This is a genomic window from Sphingomonas sp. 3-13AW, from assembly GCF_049311085.1.
Taxonomy (GTDB): Bacteria; Pseudomonadota; Alphaproteobacteria; order Sphingomonadales; family Sphingomonadaceae; genus Sphingomonas.
The window spans coordinates 20,576-38,192 of sequence record NZ_JASNVZ010000021.1; the positions used below are offsets into that span (position 1 = coordinate 20,576).

The following is a 17,617-nucleotide window of genomic DNA, read 5'->3' on the forward strand; positions in this document are numbered from 1 at the left end:
GAATGAGCCCCACCGAAGCGCGTATGCTCGATTTGCTGAAGAAGGGTCGCGACCAGTATGGCTTCGTCGCCGTAAAGGCGGAGTTCGAAGCAGAGGGAACCCGCCCTGACGAGTTCCTCCGGCTGCTGGAACTGGCCCGCCGTGCGGATCTCAAGGTCGCGCTCAAGATCGGGGGCTGCGAGGCCGTATCGGATCTGCACGCCTCAAGGGTTTACGGCACCGACTATATTATCGCGCCCATGGTGGAGACCCCCTACGCGCTCTGCAAGTTCGCGGATGCACGCGACAAGGTCTATGGCGGTGGTCCCAGCAGCACCGAATTCCTGTTCAATCTCGAGACCGAGTCGACGTTGCAGGCGCTGAACGCGATGCTGCCGATCGCGGCCGAGCGGCTGGACGGGGTCGTGTTCGGCCGCGTGGACTTCACCCTCTCCCGTGGTCTGCCCCGCGGCGCAATCAACGACCGCGCGATCACCGAGGCCGTACTCGTGGCTGCAGAGGCCTGTCGGCGCCATGACCTGACGCTGGTCGTCGGCGGCTCCGTGGCAGTCGAGGCTGCCTCCGCCTTGCGCGAAATCCGCCAGGTCCGGCTCGATCGCTTCGAGACGCGCAAGGTGGTGTTCGACGGCGCAGCCGTCGAAGGAAAGGACTTCGATGGCGGCATCGCACTTGCGACCGCGTTCGAGCTCGCCTGGCTGGAGAACAAGCGCGACCATTATCGCGCCCTGGCCGAGGAAGACGCGAGCCGTATCGCGATGATGCGCGAGCGCACGGCGCGTGCGACCGCTCCCGATCTGGTCGCCGCCTGATCCATGCCGTTGGTCGGACATGTCGCCGCGCTGATGCGCGAAGTCGCCGAGCGCGTGGTGATGCCACGCCATCGGGCCCTCGCAGCGCACGAAATCGCCGAGAAGAGCCCCGGCGAAGTCGTGACCTGTGTCGATCGGGAAGCCGAAGCGTGGCTGCGCGATGGCCTCGACCGGCTTGAAACGGGTGCGCGCGTTATCGGCGAGGAGGCCTGCGCCGAGAACCCGGCGCTGCTCGACGGCATCGGCAGCGGTGCCGTCTGGCTCGTTGATCCGCTCGACGGCACGGCCAACTTCGCGAGCGGACATGGTGCGTTCGGCATCATGGTCGCGCTGGTTTCCGATGGTGAGCCGGTGGCCTCCTGGATGCTGGACCCGACGACCGGTCGCATGTGCCATGCCGAGCGCGGCCTCGGCGCATGGATCGACGAGCGCCCGGTACGCGCACGCGCCACCGGGCGGCTGCGCCCGGTGGCGGCGCTCGCCAGCCAGTTCATGAGCCCGGCAGAGCGCGCGCGCACCCACCGCGCTGCCGAGCGCCGGTTTGCGCTGGAGCCGATCCCGCGCTGTGCGGCCGAAAGCTATCCACGGCTGGTCATCGGCCGCCATGACATCGCCTTGTTCCAGCGTATCCTGCCCTGGGATCATGCCGCCGGCGTGCTGTTCCTGACCGAAGCGGGCGGTAATGCCGCGCATTGGGACGGCAGCCCATACCGGGTCGGCTCGGGTCGTGCCGGATTGATCGCGGCCGCGGACGTTCGGCTCTGGGAGACCGCCGTCGACGTGCTGCGGGGGCCGCTTTCGGAAGTCGGAACGCTGGGGGCGCTCGCCGCATGAAGCCCCGCCGAGTGACCTTCCTGGCGAGCGCCGCGCTTGTGCTCGTTTCCGCTCCTGTCTCAGCTCAGCTTCTCTCCCCGGTAGGCAGTCCGGATCAGGCGCGGGGCGGCTCCGGCACGCCTTCCGCTGCTCCGGGCATCTCCGTGCCTGAAGCAAGCCCCGCACCCTTCTCCCCGGCCCGGATCGACGCGCCTTTGCCCGAAGCCGATCCGGTGCCCCCGGCACGGACACCATCGGCCACTGCGGAGCTGGCGGCGCCCCCGACGAGCGAGTTCGAAGCCTATGTCTCCGGTATCGTCGGCAAGCCGCTGCGCCGTTTCGGGGCTGAGCTTCTCGTGCCGGAGGCCCGCGACTTCACGACGCCCACCACCACCGCGATCCCGGCAGACTATCTGATCAGCCCCGGCGACCAGCTCCGGCTCGACCTGTCGGGCTCCGTTCAGGGATCGAACCTGCGCCTCACCGTCGACAGCGAAGGCCGCATCTTTGTCCCGCGCGTGGGGGCGATCCAGGTCGGGGGCGTCCGGTATGGCGATGTCCGCAACGTCATCGCGGCCCAGGTCTCGCGCCAATACCGCAACTTCCAGCTGGAGGTTGGAGTGGCGCGGCTGCGCGGTCTGACCGTCTATGTCACCGGCTTCGCACGGCGGCCCGGCGCCTACACGGTCAACAGCGTCTCGACCCTGGTGAACGCGGTGCTGGCCGCGGGCGGCCCGTCGGAAGGCGGCAGCTTCCGCTCGATCCAGCTGCGCCGCGGCGGCACGCTGATCTCCGATTTCGATCTCTACGATCTGCTGCTGCGGGGCGACAAGACCGGCGACGCCGTGCTTCGCAACGGCGACGTGATCCACATTGCGCCCGCGGGCGAGCAGGTCGCCGTCACCGGCAGCGTCAATCGTGAGGCGATCTTCGAAGTCGGTCCCGGCGAGACCCTGGCCGATGCGGTCGCCTATGCGGGCGGGGTTAGCACCATAGCCGACGCTACGCGTCTGCTGGTGCTCGATACGCTCGGCAGCGGCAACGGAGGCTGGCAGCAGCTGAGCGCGGCCGACGCCCGCACCCGCGCTGCGCGCCGCGGCGATGTCGTGCGTGTGCTGACCAACGTCGGCATCGCGCGGCCCGTCGCGCAGCAGCCGGTGCTGGTCACGTTGAGTGGCGAGGTCACGAAGCCCGGCCGCTATTATGTCCAGCCGGGCTCCCGCCTCGCCGATGTGGTGCAACAGGCCGGCGGCCTCACCCGCGAGGCCTTCCCCTACGCCAGCGTGATCACGCGCGAGAGCGTGAAGGCGCAGCAGCGGGAGAGCTTCACCCGCGCGGTCAACGACATGGAACTGCTGCTCAGCACCCAGCCGCTGGTATCGGCCAACCGTGCCCAGTTGGCCTCTGCCGCAAACCTCCAGCTGATCGATCAGGTGATTGCCAAGATGCGTGCCCGCGAACCGAGCGGGCGGCTGGTGTTCGACCTGCCGGTGACCGCCGCGGCGCTGCCAACCGACCTGATCGTCGAGAACAACGACGCGATCTACGTACCCACCCGTCCGGTCACCGTCGGCGTGTTCGGCGCGGTCGCGAGCCCCGCGTCCTTCGCTTATCGAGAAGGCCAGACCATCGGCGATGCGGTCCAGAGCGCAGGCGGAATCCAGTCCCTGGGCGACAAAAAGGAGATCTTCGTCGTGCGCGCGAACGGCACCGTGCTCGCGCGGGGTAGCCGGACGCTCAAGGCACCGGCACTGCCCGGCGATCTGGTCTTCGTGCCGGTCGATGCCAACCGCGGCGAGTTCTGGGCACGACTGCGCGATGTTACCGGCAGCCTGTTCGGCAGCGTGGTCGGTGCCGCGACCGTCGTGAATGCGGTGAACTGATGGCGCAGCTTTCGAAATGGGCGCGCGATCCGCGCCGGCGCCTGAGCGTCTACGGCATCGCCGCGCTCGTGCTCGCGTTGCTTTGTGTCGTGCCACAGCCCTTTGAGGCGCGCGCCAAGCTCGTGCCTCAAGAGCCCGGCAGCCTGGGCCTGAGCTCGACCGTCAGTGGCATGGGACAGCTCGGCGGCTTTGCCGCGCTCTTGGGCGGCGGCAAGCAGCCGATCGACCTCTATCTCTCCGTCGCGCGGGGCCGGGAGGTCACCGATGCAGTCATTGCGCGGCTGAAGCTCACCGATGTCTATGGTTCGGCGCGCAAGGCGCAGCTGGCGCTCGCCAAGAAAGTAGACATCCACTCGCTCACCGGCGGCGTGATCGAAGTCGAGGCGCGTACCCATGATGCTGAGGAAGCGGAAAGGCTGACCCAGGCCTATGTGGCGGCGATCAGCCAGCGGCTGAACGGCCTCAGCCGGGACCGCGTCCGCCGGAAGCAGGAGGTGGTGCGCGCGCGCTTCGGCGAGGCTGGGGGGCGCGTCGTGACCGCCGAGGCGGCGCTCAACGCCTTCCGTCGCCGCAACCGTCTTGCCGAGCCTGAGGCCCAGCTGGGCGCAGAGCTGGCGCTGCGCGCAGGATTGCAGGCGCAGCTCCAGGCAAAGCAGGTCGAGGTGGAGACGCTGCGCCAGTTCCAGGGTGCCGAAAATCCGCAGCTGCGCGCGGCGGAATCGGAAATTGCGACCCTGCGCACGCAGATCGCGCGCACGGCCGATCCAGCATCGGGCGCAGCCGGGCCGAACGTCGCCGGCCTTACGGAAGTGTCGGGCGAGTATCTCGACCTCTACCGAGACTATCGCTTCGCGCAGGCGCTGTACGAGGTCTACGCCCGTTCGTCGGAAGAGATTGCGGTGGAGTCCCTCGCGGCTGAGACCGCGTCGGATGCCGAGGTGATCGAAGCGCCGCGGCTCGATGCCGATCGCAAGTATAACGTCTCCGCGGTGGTGCTGCTCGCGCTGGTGATTGCGCTGGCGTTGTTCACGGAATGGTATGCGCCAGCGACCGGGATCCAGCTGCCGTTCCTTGCTAGGCCGCGGTCGTGAGCGGCCCGGAACTCTCGGTCGTGATCCCGTGCTACAACGAAATCGAGAACGTGCGCGCGATCACCGAAGCGGTCACGCGCGAGGCAGAGCGCCACGCCGCGAGCCATGAGATCATCCTGATCGACAATGGCTCGACCGACGGGACGCGGGACGCGATCCGCGCATTGTGCGCGGCCGATCCGCGGGTGCGCGGCATCCTGAACAACCGCAACTATGGCCAGATGCGCTCGCCCACGCATGGCATCTACCAGAGCCGCGGGGCCGCGGTGATCGGCATGTGCGCCGATTTCCAGGACCCGCCCGCGATGATCGGCGAACTGGTCGCACTGTGGCGCGGGGGCGCTGCGATCGTGCTCGGCCAGCGCCGCAGCGAGCGGGCCGGGCCCCTCCTGGGGCTGGTGCGCTGTACGGGCTACGCCTTGCTCGGCCGCATCGCCGACTATCCCGTCATCCCCAACGTTACCGGCTTTGGCCTGTTCGATCGCAAGGTCGTGGACACGCTGAAGCACTGGAAGGAGCCGGAGCCCTTCTTCCGCGGCATGCTGGTGGAAAGCGGCTTTCCGATCGCACTGGTGCCGTTCGACCGTCCGGAGCGCGCCGGCGGCGAGACCAAGAACGGCTTTGCCAGCCTGTTGAGCTTTGCGCTGTCGGGTCTGGCGGGATCGGCCAAGACCCTGCTGCGGGCGCCGATCCTGCTGTCCGTATGTGCGGGCGGTGTGGCGCTGATCCTCGCCGTGCTGGGCTTCGCTGCCGTACTGGCCAGCGGCCCCGCAGGCGCGCTGCTCGGCTGGGCGGCTGGCGTTGGCATGTTCGCCACCCTGCTGCTCTTCCTGGGGCTGATCGGCGACCAGTTGCGGCTGATCGCCGAGCGTACGCGCAACGTGCCGCTGGTGATCGAGGAAGCGCGGCTAAACTTCCCGGACGCGCCATGACCGCGCGCTCGCGACCGCCAGTCCTCGAATGGGTGCTGATGCTCGCCGTGGTCGCGAGCTTCGCGCACATGCTGTGGTGGTTCACCACCCACGGATATCTGCCCCAGCCGTTCGTGTTCGACACGAACGACACCTTCATGGACTGGTTCAACACCGCCTATTGGGCGAACCGGCCGGGGGCCTATGACGTGTGGCGCAGCATCTATCCGCCGCTGTCGTTCGTGTTTCTGGACTGGACTACCCTGCCGGGATGCTACGTCGGCTCGCCGTTCCATGCGCGCGACTGCGACTGGCTCGCGCGCACGACGATCCTGGCGGCCTATGTTGCGGACGTGGCGCTATTGTGGATCGCATTCCGCCGGGCCGATCCACGCACTGCGATCCCGCGCACCGTCGCAATGGCACTGGGCCTGCCGCTGCTGTTCACGCTGGAGCGCGGCAACCTCATCCTGGTTGCTTTGCCGGCCTTCGTGATCGCCCATGGGCCGATAACCCGTTCCCCCGCCTGGCGGGCGATCGGCACGGCTATCACGATCAACTTCAAGCCCTACCTGGTGCTGCCCGCCTTTGCCCATGCGCTGCGCCGCGAGTGGCGACCGCTGGAGCTCGCCGGCATCGCCACGATCCTCCTCTATCTCGTCACACTGGCGCTGGTCGGATCCGGCTCGCCGATGGAACTGGCTTCCAACACCGTGAACTGGGTCAGTTTCGTTGCCGGCCAGATCTGGAACGAGGTCAATTATTCGACCAGCTACGCCCCGCTGCTGCTGATGCGCGAGAGCCAACTGCCGCTGCTCGATTTCGTGCCCTCCCGCACGATCGAGGCGATCGAGACGGCCGTGCCGCTCGCGATCCGCTCGACCCAGCTGCTGGCGCTGGCGACCCTTGCCGCCGCCTGGCTTCAGCCACGGGCGCTCACCCATGCGCGGCTGGCCGCAATCCTGCTCGGCGCCTATCTCGTGACCCAGTCGCCCGGCGGCTATACCCAGGTCTTCCTGCTGTTCCTGGTGTTGCTGGAGCCGTGGCGCGGCGGCGCCGTGCCTGCATTGGTCTCCGCCTATCTGCTGTGCCTGGTAGGCGATCTCCCGCTCGCGACCGTGCTGCGCCTCGACACGCAGAGCTGGCTCAGTGGCCGGCCGGTGCTGCCGGAGTTCGGCCTGACCCTCGGCCATTTCATGCGGCCGGGCCTCGTCATCCTGATCGTCTGGTCGCTGTCGCTGGACGCGTTGGTGCGGGTGGTACGCGCGCATCGCGACGAGCGCCCCGTCCTTGGCCTCGCAACGGCATGATCCCCGAACGCGATCTGCGCGCGATCGACCTCGCGCTCGCGCCCTTCTGGCCGCGGCTGGATGGTGCGCGTATCTTCATGACGGGCGGCACCGGCTTCATCGGCCGCTGGATGCTGGAGGCGCTGGCCCGCGCGCCCATCGACGTCAAGGTCACGCTGCTCACCCGCGATCCCGCCGCCTTTGCCGCACGCGCACCGCATCTCGCGGCCCGGTTCGCGACCACCTCCGGAGACGTGCTCCGCTTCGAGGCACCGGTGGGCAGCTTCACCGATGTGATCCACGGCGCGACCGACGCCAGCGCCGCGCTGACGGCAAACGATCCGCAGCGGATGTTCGACACGATCGTCGACGGCACGCGCGCCCTGCTCGCCTTTGCCCGGGCGCAAAATGCTCGCTTCCTGCTGATGAGCTCCGGGGCCGTATATGGCCCCCAGCCCCAGGATCAGCTTCTCGTCGGCGAAAGCTGGCTGGGCGGGCCCGACCCCCGCGATCCCAAGTCTTCCTATGCCGAGGGCAAGCGCGCGGCAGAGACGCTGACCGCGATCCACCACCATCAGTTCGGCCTTCACACCGTTACCGCGCGGATTTTCGCGCTGCTGGGGCCGGGGCTGTCGCTCGACACACATTTCGCGGCCGGCAACTTCATCCGCGACGCGATGGCGGGCAAGCCTGTCCGCGTCACCGGCTCCGGCCAGGCGGTGCGCTCCTACCTCTATGCCGCCGACCTCGCGGTCTGGATGTGGACGCTGCACCTCACGGCTGCACCGGGCGCGACCTACAACATCGGCTCCGAAGAAGCGGTGTCGATCGCCGATCTGGCCCGACGCACCGCGGACGTACTCGGCGCTCCCGGTGTCGAGATCCTCGGGCAGCCCGATCCCGGCTGGAACCCCGGCCGCTACGTGCCCTCGACCGAGGCGATCCGTCGCGACCTCGGCGTCGCCCCCACCGTCGACCTCAACGAAGCGATCCGGCGCACCGCGCTCGCCAATGGATGGACCCAATGCCCGAAATGAAGCTCTCCGACTGGCTCGCCCAATGGCTCGCCGACCATGACATCGAACAGGTGTTCATGCTGACCGGCGGCGGGGCGATGCACCTCAACCACTCGATCGGCACCCATCCGCGGCTGAAGACCGTGTTCACCCATCATGAGCAGGCGCTTGCGATGGCAGCGGAGGCCTATGCCCGCTTCACCAACCGCCCTGCCGTGGTGAACGTCACCTCGGGCCCGGGAGGCACCAATGCGATCACCGGCGTCTACGGCGCATTCGTCGACTCCATCCCGATGCTGGTCATCTCCGGCCAGGTGAAGCGCGAGACGACGGTGCGCGCCACCGGCCTCAAATTGCGCCAGTTGGGCGACCAGGAACTCGACATCGAGGAGCTGGTTCGGCCGATCACCAAATACGCAACCATGGTCACCGACCCGGCGACAATCCGCTACCACGCCGAACGGGCGCTCTACCTCGCGACCAACGGCCGCCCCGGCCCTGTGTGGCTCGACATCCCGCTCGACGTTCAGGCGGCCAAGATCGACCCTGACATGCTGTCCGGCTTCGATCCTGCCGAGCTCGATGAGCCGTGGCGGGATACCGATCTTTCCGGTACCGCACGGGCCATTCTCGAGCGCATCGCCGCCGCCGACCGGCCGGTCGTGCTGGCCGGTGCCGGCGTGCGGCTGAGCGGCGCACATTGCGCGTTCCTGACGCTCATCGAGCGGCTGGGCGTCCCGGTCGTGACCGGCTGGAACGCCCATGACACGCTGTGGAACGACCATCCGCTCTACGCCGGTCGGCCGGGCACCGTTGGGGACCGCGGTGGCAACCTGGTGACGCAGAGCGCCGACCTGCTGCTGGTGCTCGGCAGCCGCCTCAACATCCGCCAGGTCAGCTACAACTGGAACAGCTTCGCGCGCGAGGCTTACAAGATCTGGGTCGATATCGACCCACTGGAACTGCAGAAGCCCACGGTCACCCCGGACATGCCGGTCGTCGCGGATCTCGCCGACCTTATCCCTGCGATGCTCGACGCGCCCTACCCGGGGCCCACGGCAAAGCACCGCGAATGGTTGGCCTGGGCGAAGCAACGTGTCGCCGCCTTCCCGGTCGTCCTTCCGGAGTACCGCGACCACGGCCCGATGAACCATCCCTATGTCGCGATGGAGGCCCTGTTCGAGGTGCTGGCCGAGGACGACGTGGTGGTTACGGGCAACGGCTCCGCCTGCGTCGTCAGCTTCCAGGCCGGGCGGCTGCAGCAGGGCCAGCGGCTGTGGACCAACTCGGGCTGCGCGACGATGGGCTATGACCTTCCCGCGGCCATCGGCGTGTGCGCCGCCACCGACGGCACCCGCCGCGTTATCTGCATCGCGGGCGACGGCAGCATTATGATGAACCTTCAGGAGATGCAGACGATCGCGGGCTACAACCTCCCGGTAAAGGTCTTCCTGATCAACAATTCCGGCTATGTCTCGATCTTCCAGACCCACCGCAACTTCTTCAACGGCGTAGAGGTCGGCGGCGGGCCGAAGAGCAACGTGACCTTCCCGAGCTTCGAGAAAGTCGCGCACGCCTTTGGCTTCGCCTATGCGCGGGCCGATGGGCACAACGACCTGCCCGGCGCGATCCAGGCGACGCTCGACGCGCCCGGCCCGGCGCTGTGCGAGATCATGGTCGACGAGCATGTCTCCTTCGCGCCCAAGCTCGGCGCCAAGGTCCATGCCGACGGGCGCATCACCTCGCCTCCGCTCGAGGACCTGTCGCCGTTTCTTCCGCGCGAGGTGCTGGCCGCCAACATGGCAATCCCGCTGGTGGACGAACAGTGAGCCTTGCCGCCGTCACCCAGCGGCGGCCGCTCCGCTTCCTGATGGCGGGCGCGGCCAACACGGCGTTCGGGCTCGCCATATACCCGGCGCTGTTGTGGAGCGTGCCAGCGTTTCGCACCCATTATCTGGTGGCGCTCGGCATCGCCCAGGCGGTGAGCCTGTGCTTTGCGTTCACGACCTACAAGCTGGGCGTGTTCCGGACACGCGGCAACATCCTGCGCGAGTTCGCGACCTTCGCGAGCTTCTACCTGTTCAACTATGCCGCCAACTGGCTGGCGCTGCCGCTGCTCGTCGAGCTTGGCCATATCCCGCCGGTGATTGCCCAGCTCGGCTTCACCGTCGCGCTCATCGCCGGCAGCTGGTTCTGGCACAGCCGCGTCACCTTTCGCGCCCGCGCCGAACAAGCCTGATCGTCCCGATGCGCATTTCCGGGCACGAAGAACAGGGGATCCGCACGCCCGCGGATCCCCTTTCGCGATCACGCCGCCGCGCGCACCCGGACCCTGCCCGAAAGCGCTTCATAATGGGCGATCTGCCCGAGCGTCACTGCGCGTGCATCTTCGTCAGCGCCCACGCTCTTGTGCCAGTCCACGATCCAGTCGATCGCGTCGCCCAGCGTCAAGGCGGGGCGCCAGCCGAGCGCAGCACGTGCCCGCGAGCTGTCCAGGCGCAACAGCCCTGCCTCATGCGGGCGCGGGCCGGTGTCGAAGCTCGGGGCAGCCGCACCGTCGCGCCAGACCGCGCGCATCCGATCCACGATCCAGCGGACCGGCTGGGCATCCTCGTCCCCCGGGCCGAAGTTCCAGGCGTCGGCAAACCGCCGCTCGCCGGCGAGCAGCCGCTCGCCGATCATCAAATAGCCGCCCAGGGCCTCCAGCACATGCTGCCACGGCCGAACCGCTTCGGGCGCACGGATCAGCGGAGCCGCGCCCGCTTCGAATGCTCGGACGAGGTCGGGCACCAGCCGGTCCTGCGCCCAGTCACCGCCGCCGATGACGTTGCCGGCACGGACGGTTGCGAGCAGCGGGCCGCCTTGGTGGAAGAAGGAACTGCGCCACGCTGCCGCCACCAGTTCCGCGCATCCCTTGGAGCTGCTGTAGGGATCGTGCCCGCCCATCGGGTCGCTCTCACGATACGGCCACGGCCATTCGCGGTTCTCATAGCATTTGTCGCTGGTGACGCAGACGATGCCCCGCACGCCGCCCATCTGTCGCGCCGCTTCCAGCACATGGACCGTGCCCATGACGTTGGTCGCATAGGTTTCCACCGGCTCCTGGTAGGACAGGCGCACCAGCGGCTGCGCGGCGAGGTGGAAGATCATCTCGGGCCGCGCCTGCGCCACGGCGGCGCGGACAGTCTCCAGGTCCCGGATGTCGCCTTCCACATGATTCAGGCGGCGCGAGAGACGCGTGGCCTCGAACAGGCTGGGACTCGTCGGGGCGGGCAGCGCCAGCCCGGTCACCTCAGCCCCCATCGCCGACAGCCACAAGGACAGCCAGCTGCCCTTGAAGCCCGTGTGCCCCGTGACGAGGACCCGACGGCCGGCCCAGTTGCGATTTACCAGCGCTTCCACGGCGCATCCCCCTTCTGCCAGAGAGTTTCCAGGTGAATCTTGTCGCGAAGCGTGTCCATGGGATGCCAGAACCCGTCATGGCGGTAGCCCCGAAGCTCACCCCGCGCGGCCAGCTGCTCCAGCGGCCCCGACTCCCACACCGTGTCCGGTCCGTCGATCAGGTCGAGCACGCTCGGGTGCGCGACAAAGAAGCCACCGTTGATCTGCCCGCCGTCCCCGGCCGGCTTCTCGCGGAAGGCCGTCACGCGCTCACCGTCGAATTCCAGCGAGCCGAAGCGGCCCGGCGGGGTAACAGAGGTGATCGTAGCGCGCGCGCCATGCGCCTTGTGGAATCGCACGAGGTCCGCGACATCGATGTCGGCGACGCCATCGCCATAGGTGAAGCAGAAGGGTTCGTCGGGATCGAGGTAGGACCGGATCGCCGCCAGTCGGCCGCCGGTCATCGCGGTCTCGCCGGTCTCGACCAGGGTGATGCGCCACGGCTCGCTGCGCGCCCGATGCACTTCCATGCCGTTGCTCCCCGCGCGCAAGTCGATGGTGACATCGGCGGTGTGCAGGAAGTAGTTCGCGAAATACTCCTTGATCAGATACCCCTTGTAGCCAAGGCAGATCACGAAATCGTTGAGGCCGGCCGAGGCATAGATCTTCATGATGTGCCACAGGATCGGCATTCCGCCGATTTCCACCATCGGCTTGGGGCGTACGGCGGTCTCTTCGCCCAGACGGCTGCCGAGGCCGCCTGCCAGTATCACGGTTCGCATGGATTCTCCCGCACATGACGTTCGCGAAGAGGACGGAACCGCACGTCATGGTCCGTAAGCACGAAACGCTGTTGCTACTCGCAATCCTGCTGCTCGCGGCCGCATTGCGGCTGTGGCACCTCGACTTCGGACTGCCGGCCCTCAACGATCCCGACGAGCCGATCTTCATCATGACGGCGCTCGACATGCTGCGGGAGGGGCGCCTCAACCCGGGCTGGTTCGGCCATCCCGCGACCCTGCTCTTCTACCTCCTCGTCCTTGTCATCGTCGGGGTGGCTCTGGTTGGAGAGTTGCTCGGCCGATGGAGCGGCAGCGACGCCTTCGTAGCGGCGGTCTTCGCCGACCCCGGCATCGTCGTCCTTCCCATGCGCGGGCTCAGCGTTGCCTTCGGCGTCGCCAGCGTCTGGCTGACCTGGCGCCTGGGGCGGCGTGTGGCGGGCCCCCGCGCCGGCCTTGCCGCTGCGCTGCTGCTCGCGTGCAACAGCGTGCATGTCGAACTGTCGCAGCTGATCCGCACCGACATATTGGCAACCGCCCTGATGAGCTGGAGCATGCTCCATGCGCTGTCAGCGACGGAGGATAGTCGCAGACGCCACCACGTCTGGGCGGGCATCGCTGCCGGCCTCGCCTGTGCCGCCAAATGGCCGGCGGTGCTGGTCCTGGTAGCCCCTCTCGCCGCCGTTCTCTGGCGGACTCGAAGGGACCCGCGCGCGCTGCGCCTGCTGCCCATCGCCCCCCTGGTGGCGGTGGTGACCTTACTGCTGGTCTCACCCTATCTGCTGCTCGATTACTCCACCGTGCTGCGTGACCTCGGCGCAGAGGCACGGCCCGTGCATCTCGGTGCGACTGGCCACGGCCTGTTCGGCAACCTCGGCTGGTACCTCGCCCATCCGCTTGCGGGTAGCTTCGGGTGGCCGGGCGTCGCCCTCATGATCCTCGGCGCATTCGGGCTTCGCCGCCGACCTGCCGCGGCCGTGGTACTGCTGTCGGCCGCCGCGGCGATCCTGGTGGCGCTGGCTGCACAGGCGCTCGTCTGGGAGCGGTGGATCATCCCGGTTCTGCCGATTGCCGCCGTTCTTGCGGCGGTCGGCCTAGCTACGCTGGCCGACGTGCTGCCGCGGCAGTGGCGTTCCTGGGGTGCTGCCGCAATCCTGTTCACCCTCGCCGGCTGGATGGCGAGCATCACGATCGACCGACTTGCCCGCCGCGCCGACGATCCCCGCCAGGCCGCCACCGCCTGGGTCCGCGCCAATGTTCCGGCAGGGCACACGATCCTGGTCGAGCACGCCGCCTTCGACCTGCTCCGTTATCCCGGTCGCCTGCTCTTTCCACTGGGGAGCGCTGGGTGCGTCGACGTACGCTCGGCCCTGAGCAAGCGGCCGAGCTACCGCCGTGTCGACGGTCTCCGCGAGGGAAAGGCAATCGTCGACCTCGGCCATGTCGAGGTGGCGCAGCTGCCCAGCTGCGACGCCGACGTGATCGTTCTCACCAACTACGCGCGCTACGCCCGTGAGCCCCGACGCTTTCCGGAGGAACTGGCGGTCTATCGCCGCCTGCTACACGGGCACCGCTGCGTCGCGAGCTTTGGTGGCGGCGTTCGCCAGTCCGATCGCGTCGCGCAGATATGCCTTCGCGAGGGCGTAGCACAGGCTGTTGCACCGGTTGGAACATCACCGCCGTCATCCTCCTCGGCGCACGCCGCTCAGGGCTCCGCACGCAATCGATAGCCGACCCCCAGCTCGCTCGCGATGACGCTGCCGACCGGCTCCGGGGCCTCCAGTTTCTGGCGAAGGTTGCGGATGACGATGCGCAGATAGTCGATCCGCGGATCCTCGTCGCCACGCCAGGCGGCGGCGATCAGCTTCTCGTGGGTCACGACCCGACCCAGATGGCGCGCGAGCGTTGCAAGTACGTCATGCTCCTTGCGGGTCAGGTGGATCTCGGCATCGCCCCGCGTGACCGTGCGGCGCTCGAAATCGATCGAGAGCTCGCCCGCACGGACGACTTTCGTGGCGGGGCCGCCAGGTTCGCGGCGGCGAAGCGCGACGCGCAAGCGTGCGAGGAGTTCATCGGTGTCGAACGGCTTGGTGACGAAATCGTCCGCGCCCAGGTCGAGGGCCGCCACCTTCTCCTCGGTCGCCTCTCGCGCCGAAACGACCAGCACGCTCGCGGCGCCGTCGCGCCGCAGCAGCTGGATCAGGCTGAGGCCATCGCGATCCGGGAGGCCGAGATCGAGCAGGGCCGCATCCGGGTGCGACGTGGCCGCCAGGCGGATCGCGTCGCGCCCATTGCCGGCCTCGATCACCTCATAACCGGCGCGTTCGAGGGTGTTGCGCAGCAGGCGGCGGATGGCTGGCTCGTCATCCACGACGAGGATCCTGGCAGGCATCAGGTGACGCTTTCCGGTGCGACATCGCGCACGATCAGGGGGGAGGGAAAAACCAGGGCAAACATCGCGCCGCTGCCCTCAGGGCGGTTACCGGCCTCTACCGAGAGGCCCATCGCTTCGGCAAAGGCTTTGACGATGGCGAGGCCAAGCCCGGTACCGCCGATCGCGCGATCCGACCCTTCCAGCCTGCGGAACGTCTCGAACACCTCGCCCTCGCGGCCAGGGGGAAGCCCGGGGCCGCGATCGAGCACGGCCAGCCGGATCTCGCCATAACGATGCCGTCCCTCGATCACGATCTCGCTGCCCGGGTCGCCATAGCGGCCGGCGTTGTCGAGCAGGTTCAGGAGGCAATGGTGCAGGAGCTGGGGATCGGCGCGGATGAGCGGCAGGTCCGGCGGCACATCCAGCCGCAGCTGGTGTCCCTCCAGCGCCCGGCGGGCGTCATACGATGCGCTCGTCACGGCATCGCTCAGGTCGACGGCTTCGATGTTGAGCTTGAGCGCACCGGCCTCGACCCGCGCCATGTCGAGCAGGTTGGCGACGAACCGGTTCAGCCGCGCCGCCTCCGCCTTGATGGTCGCGATCAGCGACGGTGTCGCGCCATGGTCGAGCGCGTCCGCGGCTGCGATCACCGCGGTGAGCGGCGTACGCAGGTCATGACCGACCGAGGAGAGCAGCGCCGCGCGCAGCTTGTCGCGGGTACGCACGACATCCACGTCGCGCATCTCCGCGACGAGCCGCAGCCGTTCGAGGACCAGCGCGGCCTGATCGATCAGCGCGGTCAGAAGCGGCAGCTGGTCCGCACGGATGGGGTCTTCGCCGGAGTCCCGCGCCACCCCGATGACTGCCAGGACGCGGTCCCCCGCCTTCAGCGGGTGGAACAGCCACTCGGAAGCCGTGAGCGTGCCCGATCCCTTGCCCGCGGGAATGCCGTGGTCGAATGCCCAGCTCGCCGCGGCGACGTCCATGATGTCGACGCGGTACTGCGGGTCGGTGGCCGCCTGCACGGCGAGCGCGGCGCCGTCGGTGGGCGCCATCAGCACCACGTGCACACCGAATAGCCGCCGAACGTCCGCACAGATCATCTGCGCTGCCTCTTGGGGATCGTTGACGCTGCCGATCTCGCGCAGGAAGCCCGCGAGAATGGCGTTGCTGCGCGCGCTGGCCGAGGCAAGATCCGCCTGCGCCCGGACCCGCGCGGCAAGCTGGCTGGTGACGAAGGCGACCCCCAGGAGCACGACCACCGAGACGACATTCTCGGGATTGGCGATGCTGAACGTGCCCACTGGCGGCAGGAACACGAAATTATAGGCCAGGCTGGAGGCAATGCCGGCGAAGAGCCCCGTTCTCAGCCCATACAGGCTCGCTGCCGCCATCACCGGCAGCAGGTACAACATCCCCACATTGCCGATATCCAGCACGTGGGACAGGGCGCGAGCACTCGCCGTAACCGCGCCCGTCATCGCGGCGGCGACGAGGTAGCCGGTCGCGCTGCCGGAGCCGGGGCGGCGACGCTGCCTTGCCCTGTGCGGAACGGGGGGTGCCTCCTCCAGGGGCAAGACATGGATGGTGACGCCTTGCGTCTCGCGGACGAGGCGGTCGACGACCGATCCGTGGCGCAGTTCGAACCAGCGCGAGCGGCGCGACTTCCCCAGGATCAGCTGCGTAGCGCGCGCATCGGCCAGAAAGCCCTTGATTCCGTCGATCACGTTCGCCGCCGGGACGCTTGCCACCGCCGCCCCAAGCTGGGTCGCGAGCGTCATGGCGGCAGCGACGCGCTGATGCTCCGCGGGCGTGAACCCGGCGGCGCGCGGCGTTTCGATGAACACGGCGGTCCAGGGCGCGCGCAGGCCGTCCGCCACGCGCTTTGCCGCTCGCACCATCAGGTCGGCACCCGGCAGTTCGTTGATCGCGACGACGATCCGCTCACTCCCCGCCCAGGTGCCGCCGAGCCCCAGCGCGCGGACATCCTCGAGCATCCGGACGTCGACTGCCTGGGCCGCCCGGCGCAACGCCAGTTCGCGCAGTGCCGAGAGGTTTGATTTGGAAAAGAAATGCCCGAGCGCGCGGGTCGCCTCCTGCGGCAGGTAGACCTTCCCTGCCTTCAGCCGCTCGATCAGTTCGTCGGGCGGGATGTCGACCACCTCGATCTCGGCCATTTCGAGGATGCGGTCGGGCACTGTCTCACGCACCCGTACCCGGGTGAAGCTCGCCACCACGTCGTTGAGGCTTTCGACGTGCTGGATGTTGACGGTGGAGTAGACGTCGATGCCGGCTGCGAGCAGTTCCTCGACATCCTGATAGCGTTTGGGGTGGCGGCTGCCGGGCGCGTTGGTGTGCGCAAGCTCATCGACCAGTACCAGCCGCGGCCGCCTAGCGAGAATGGCGTCGAGATCCATTTCGTGCAGCGTGCGTCCCTCATAGGGGACGCTGCGCCGGGGGATGATCTCGTGGCCGCGGGTCAGCGCCTCGGTCTCGATGCGGCCGTGGGTCTCGACGACACCGATCACCACGTCGATGCCGTCGCGCTCGCGGCCGATCCCCTCCGACAGCATCTCATAGGTCTTGCCGACGCCAGGGGCAGCGCCGAGGAAAATCTTTAGCCGTCCCCGCCCCTCCTGCGCGGCCTGGCGCAGGAGGGCATCCGGATCCGGTCGTCCATCTCCCGATCCCGCCATCAGCGCTCCATTCGGTCCAGCGCGCGATTGAGAGCGAGGACATTGACGTGCGGCCCCCCGAGGATCGAGCCGGTTGCATGGGCGGTAACGAGCGCACGAACCCGCGGCTCAGCAAGGCCGCGGAGGCGCGCGACGCGTGGAACCTGCGCCAGTGCTGCGGCGGGCGAAAGGTCAGGGTCGAGTCCCGATCCGCTCGCGGTGACCAGATCGACCGGCAGTGCGCCAACGACGCCGTCTGCCCGCTGCCTGGCGATGTCGGACGTCACGCGGTCGACCAGCGCCTGCGAGGCTGGGCCGAGGTTCGAGCCTGAGGAAGCGAGCCCATCATACCCTTTGCCGGCTGCTGACGGGCGGGTTTGAAAATAGCGATCCGTGGTGAATGCTTGCCCCACCACGGCAGAGCCGATCACCCGACCGCCGGCATCGCGCACCAGGCTGCCGTTGGCCTGGAGCGGAAACAGCATCTGTCCAATCCCGGTCATCGCTAGCGGATACGCCAGCCCCAGCAGACTTGCGAACAGGATCGTCATGACGATCGCGGGCCGAAGCGCCGAGGTAAAATCCTTGCCCATGTC

At 68.2% G+C, this 17,617-nt stretch carries 15 protein-coding genes; 10 read left to right on the top strand and 5 right to left on the bottom strand.

Features of this window, described 5'->3' with window-relative positions:
- Positions 1-2: 2 nt before the first annotated feature.
- Genes QP045_RS17025 through QP045_RS17065 form a run of 9 tightly spaced genes read left to right on the top strand, consistent with a single transcriptional unit; the run spans position 3 to position 10,051 of the window.
- Positions 3-809 (top strand): aldolase/citrate lyase family protein, encoded by an 807-nt coding sequence (locus QP045_RS17025; protein WP_422516193.1) that lies wholly within the window; start codon positions 3-5, stop codon positions 807-809.
- A 3-nt stretch (positions 810-812) separates the two neighbouring features.
- The gene (locus QP045_RS17030) at positions 813-1,643 is read left to right on the top strand and encodes an inositol monophosphatase family protein (protein WP_422516194.1); all 831 of its coding nucleotides are present in this window, start codon (positions 813-815) and stop codon (positions 1,641-1,643) included.
- The gene (locus tag QP045_RS17035; RefSeq protein WP_422516195.1) at positions 1,640-3,505 is read left to right on the top strand and encodes an SLBB domain-containing protein; all 1,866 of its coding nucleotides are present in this window, start codon (positions 1,640-1,642) and stop codon (positions 3,503-3,505) included. The genes QP045_RS17030 and QP045_RS17035 overlap by 4 nt, the downstream gene beginning before the upstream one ends.
- Positions 3,505-4,596 carry a capsule biosynthesis protein gene (locus tag QP045_RS17040; protein ID WP_422516196.1) on the top strand — a complete coding sequence of 364 codons (1,092 nt, stop codon included), beginning with the start codon at positions 3,505-3,507 and terminating at the stop codon, positions 4,594-4,596. The genes QP045_RS17035 and QP045_RS17040 overlap by 1 nt, the downstream gene beginning before the upstream one ends.
- Positions 4,593-5,528 (top strand): glycosyltransferase family 2 protein, encoded by a 936-nt coding sequence (locus QP045_RS17045; RefSeq protein ID WP_422516197.1) that lies wholly within the window; start codon positions 4,593-4,595, stop codon positions 5,526-5,528. Before QP045_RS17040 ends, QP045_RS17045 begins: the two co-directional genes overlap by 4 nt.
- A complete protein-coding gene (locus QP045_RS17050; RefSeq protein WP_422516198.1) occupies positions 5,525-6,817 on the top strand; it encodes a hypothetical protein in 1,293 nt (430 codons plus the stop codon). Before QP045_RS17045 ends, QP045_RS17050 begins: the two co-directional genes overlap by 4 nt.
- Positions 6,814-7,833, top strand: coding sequence for an NAD-dependent epimerase/dehydratase family protein (locus QP045_RS17055; protein ID WP_422516199.1), 1,020 nt, complete (start codon positions 6,814-6,816; stop codon positions 7,831-7,833). Before QP045_RS17050 ends, QP045_RS17055 begins: the two co-directional genes overlap by 4 nt.
- Positions 7,821-9,641 (top strand): thiamine pyrophosphate-binding protein, encoded by a 1,821-nt coding sequence (locus QP045_RS17060; protein ID WP_422516200.1) that lies wholly within the window; start codon positions 7,821-7,823, stop codon positions 9,639-9,641. Before QP045_RS17055 ends, QP045_RS17060 begins: the two co-directional genes overlap by 13 nt.
- Positions 9,638-10,051, top strand: coding sequence for a GtrA family protein (locus QP045_RS17065; protein WP_422516201.1), 414 nt, complete (start codon positions 9,638-9,640; stop codon positions 10,049-10,051). Before QP045_RS17060 ends, QP045_RS17065 begins: the two co-directional genes overlap by 4 nt.
- Positions 10,052-10,119: 68 nt before the next feature.
- On the opposite strand, the gene rfbG is transcribed toward QP045_RS17065, so the two are convergent.
- A complete protein-coding gene (gene rfbG / locus QP045_RS17070) occupies positions 10,120-11,214 on the bottom strand; it encodes a CDP-glucose 4,6-dehydratase (protein ID WP_422516202.1) in 1,095 nt (364 codons plus the stop codon).
- The gene (rfbF, locus tag QP045_RS17075; RefSeq protein ID WP_422516203.1) at positions 11,199-11,975 is read right to left on the bottom strand and encodes a glucose-1-phosphate cytidylyltransferase; all 777 of its coding nucleotides are present in this window, start codon (positions 11,973-11,975) and stop codon (positions 11,199-11,201) included. Before rfbF ends, rfbG begins: the two co-directional genes overlap by 16 nt.
- A 47-nt stretch (positions 11,976-12,022) precedes the next feature.
- On the opposite strand from rfbF, the gene QP045_RS17080 reads away from it, so the two are divergent.
- Entirely contained in the window at positions 12,023-13,702 is a 1,680-nt protein-coding gene (locus tag QP045_RS17080; protein ID WP_422516204.1) for an ArnT family glycosyltransferase, read from the top strand.
- Here QP045_RS17080 and QP045_RS17085 read toward each other — a convergent pair.
- The 3 genes from QP045_RS17085 to kdpC are packed head-to-tail and all read right to left on the bottom strand — an operon-like array spanning position 13,678 to position 17,614.
- Positions 13,678-14,364 (bottom strand): response regulator transcription factor, encoded by a 687-nt coding sequence (locus tag QP045_RS17085; RefSeq protein ID WP_422516205.1) that lies wholly within the window; start codon positions 14,362-14,364, stop codon positions 13,678-13,680. The genes QP045_RS17080 and QP045_RS17085 overlap by 25 nt on opposite strands.
- Complete coding sequence (locus QP045_RS17090) at positions 14,364-17,042, bottom strand: DUF4118 domain-containing protein (RefSeq protein ID WP_422516206.1); 2,679 nt, start codon at positions 17,040-17,042, stop codon at positions 14,364-14,366. Before QP045_RS17090 ends, QP045_RS17085 begins: the two co-directional genes overlap by 1 nt.
- Positions 17,042-17,614, bottom strand: coding sequence for a potassium-transporting ATPase subunit KdpC (gene kdpC / locus QP045_RS17095; RefSeq protein WP_422516207.1), 573 nt, complete (start codon positions 17,612-17,614; stop codon positions 17,042-17,044). Before kdpC ends, QP045_RS17090 begins: the two co-directional genes overlap by 1 nt.
- Positions 17,615-17,617 lie beyond the last annotated feature (3 nt).

Coding starts and splice junctions, on each gene's coding strand:
- QP045_RS17025 (WP_422516193.1), top strand. CDS start 3: ATGAGCCCCACCGAAGCGCGTATGCTCGATTTGCTGAAGAAGGGTCGC.
- QP045_RS17030 (WP_422516194.1), top strand. CDS start 813: ATGCCGTTGGTCGGACATGTCGCCGCGCTGATGCGCGAAGTCGCCGAG.
- QP045_RS17035 (WP_422516195.1), top strand. CDS start 1,640: ATGAAGCCCCGCCGAGTGACCTTCCTGGCGAGCGCCGCGCTTGTGCTC.
- QP045_RS17040 (WP_422516196.1), top strand. CDS start 3,505: ATGGCGCAGCTTTCGAAATGGGCGCGCGATCCGCGCCGGCGCCTGAGC.
- QP045_RS17050 (WP_422516198.1), top strand. CDS start 5,525: ATGACCGCGCGCTCGCGACCGCCAGTCCTCGAATGGGTGCTGATGCTC.
- QP045_RS17055 (WP_422516199.1), top strand. CDS start 6,814: ATGATCCCCGAACGCGATCTGCGCGCGATCGACCTCGCGCTCGCGCCC.
- QP045_RS17060 (WP_422516200.1), top strand. CDS start 7,821: ATGCCCGAAATGAAGCTCTCCGACTGGCTCGCCCAATGGCTCGCCGAC.
- rfbF (WP_422516203.1), bottom strand. CDS start 11,975: ATGCGAACCGTGATACTGGCAGGCGGCCTCGGCAGCCGTCTGGGCGAA.
- QP045_RS17080 (WP_422516204.1), top strand. CDS start 12,023: ATGGTCCGTAAGCACGAAACGCTGTTGCTACTCGCAATCCTGCTGCTC.
- QP045_RS17085 (WP_422516205.1), bottom strand. CDS start 14,364: ATGCCTGCCAGGATCCTCGTCGTGGATGACGAGCCAGCCATCCGCCGC.
- QP045_RS17090 (WP_422516206.1), bottom strand. CDS start 17,042: ATGGCGGGATCGGGAGATGGACGACCGGATCCGGATGCCCTCCTGCGC.
- kdpC (WP_422516207.1), bottom strand. CDS start 17,614: ATGGGCAAGGATTTTACCTCGGCGCTTCGGCCCGCGATCGTCATGACG.